This window comes from Mycobacterium sp., assembly GCF_035506235.1.
Lineage (GTDB): Bacteria > Actinomycetota > Actinomycetes > Mycobacteriales > Mycobacteriaceae > Mycobacterium.
In genome coordinates, this window is the sequence record NZ_DATJPU010000119.1 from 1 (window position 1) to 2,076 (window position 2,076).

The following is a 2,076-nucleotide window of genomic DNA, read 5'->3' on the forward strand; positions in this document are numbered from 1 at the left end:
ACTGGGGCCACGACCCCGCGCTGGAGAAGCACTACGTGCCCACCCGCTCGCAACGCGCCCGCTCCGTGCTGAGCTTCTTCGCCCAAGACACCGGCACCCACAACCTCGTCTACGCCAACGCCGATGTGTCCAAAGCCAGCCAGGCGCGCGAGGTGATCACGTTCTGCGACCACTGGAAGACCGTGTCCGGCAACGACCCGGTCATGCTGATCATGGACCAAAAGGTCACCACCCACGCCGTGCTCGGCGAGCTCGACGACCGCGGCATCAAGTTCCTCACCCTGCGCATGCGCTCGGCCGCCCTGGTCAAACACATCGACACCCTCGGCGCCAAAGACTTCAAAACCGTGAACCTCGACCGACCCGGAAAATTCAACCGCCCCAAGGTAAACGAGTCCGTCGGCGTGCGACTCACCGGCTACCCCGGCACCGTGCGGCAACTCACTGTCACCGGACTCGGCCGCGACACCCCCACCGTGATCATCACCAACGACCACGACACCTCGGTCAAGGCCCTCATCGAGCACTACGCGCGGCGCATGACCATCGAGCAACGCCTCGCCGAGATCATCCAAGCCTTCCACGCCGACGCCCTGTCTTCAGCGGTCAACCTCAACGCCGACCTCGACATCATGCTCTGCGTGCTTGCCCAAGCCCTCATCGCCGCACTGCGCGCCCGCCTACCCGGCTACCACAACGTCACCCCCGACGTGCTGCAACGCCGCTTCCTAGAAACCCCCGGCCGAATCACCACCACCAGCGACACCATCACCGTCCGCCTCGACCGACGCGCCTACACACCCGTGCTACGCCAAGCCGACCTCCCCAACGACACCCCCGTCCCCTGGTGGGAAAACCGAACCCTACGCTTCGAATTCAGCTGACACGTTGCCCCGAACTTCCTGCGTAGAAATCCGCGTTAGTGATGCCGGTGACGGCGAGCATCGTCGTGGCTAGGGCGCCGGCCAGGGCTTGGACCCGAAGATCGCCGAACCGTAAGGCCGGGGTCTTCCTGCCATCCTCGGTGAGGGTGGGCCGCGCGATCCGCTCAAAGGCTGGACTCGCAAGGACGCAGCCCTGACCGACACGTTCAGTATCGAGCAGCCGGCGATTGACCGCACGCGCGCGGGCCTGCAGCTCGTCGAGATGAGGCAGGCGGCGGTGACAGCGCAGGTCGTCGGGTGAGTTGACCACGGTCTCGATCCGCAGCGCCCGCCCGTTCTTCAAGTACTGTTTGATGCGGGAATTCTTGTAGAAGGCGTTCACGGTGACCTCGGTGCCGCAGGTGACGATCCTCGTGCGGGGCACGCAGCCGAGTTTGACGGGCTGGCCCAGGTGTCGGGGCCCGTGGAAGATCAGTTCCACACTGTCGGGGCGGCCGATGTCGAGATTGTCGGCGACGAGGGCTTCGAAGAACACGCGGGCGTGGCGGGGAGCGTCGAAGACCAGGGTGCGCGATACCTCGACCTGGCGCATCGACAGCTCCCACCAGTAGCCGGCGGCGCGGTCGTGCTCGGTCAACGGCAGCGGCAGCCGACTCATCCAGCGCTCGAAAAACACCCCGATGGTGCCCGCGCCCAGCCGGTCACAGATCGCCTGCAGCGCGGCGGGATCCGCGCAAGCGGCAAACCCGTTGGAGAGCTCAGTGAACCCGATACCGGCCTGGGTGGCTTGGCGTTTGGCCCATTCGTGGCCGTTGAGCCATACCTTGATCGGGTACGGAAAGTAGGCGCAGATCTTGATGAAAGCGGGCCCGAAATCGATGTCCCAGAGAGTACCGGTAGGACGCCGGCGAGGTGCCTGCAGAGTGCAGGTCCTTTTCCGGCGGCCTCCGGCCCGAACCGGACGTGCGAGTTTCCCCGCATCACGGCTCTCCAGTGACTTGTTCCATCGGCGTGGCAGTTGGTCGCCTGCCGCGCTCACGAAGGACATCCACCACCGTTTCAGCGTCCTGCATTACGCATACCTCCCGGCTTCGAATATCCAATCACCTGGCCCCCTTCGCCCATGTGGACGGCTTTCCCGCCCTCCCCGGTGGGGCGTTACTCCCACGACTACTACGAGGCCTGCGTCACC

At 65.2% G+C, this 2,076-nt stretch carries 2 protein-coding genes; one reads left to right on the top strand and one right to left on the bottom strand.

Features of this window, described 5'->3' with window-relative positions; genetic code table 11:
• On the top strand, positions 1-884 hold an 884-nt coding region (locus VMD50_RS11060; RefSeq protein ID WP_325427709.1), incomplete at its 5' end, for a transposase.
• Here the strand turns inward: VMD50_RS11060 and VMD50_RS11065 are convergent.
• Complete coding sequence (locus tag VMD50_RS11065; protein WP_325427711.1) at positions 877-1,932, bottom strand: hypothetical protein; 1,056 nt, start codon at positions 1,930-1,932, stop codon at positions 877-879. The genes VMD50_RS11060 and VMD50_RS11065 overlap by 8 nt on opposite strands.
• Between the last annotated feature and the right edge of the window lie 144 nt (positions 1,933-2,076).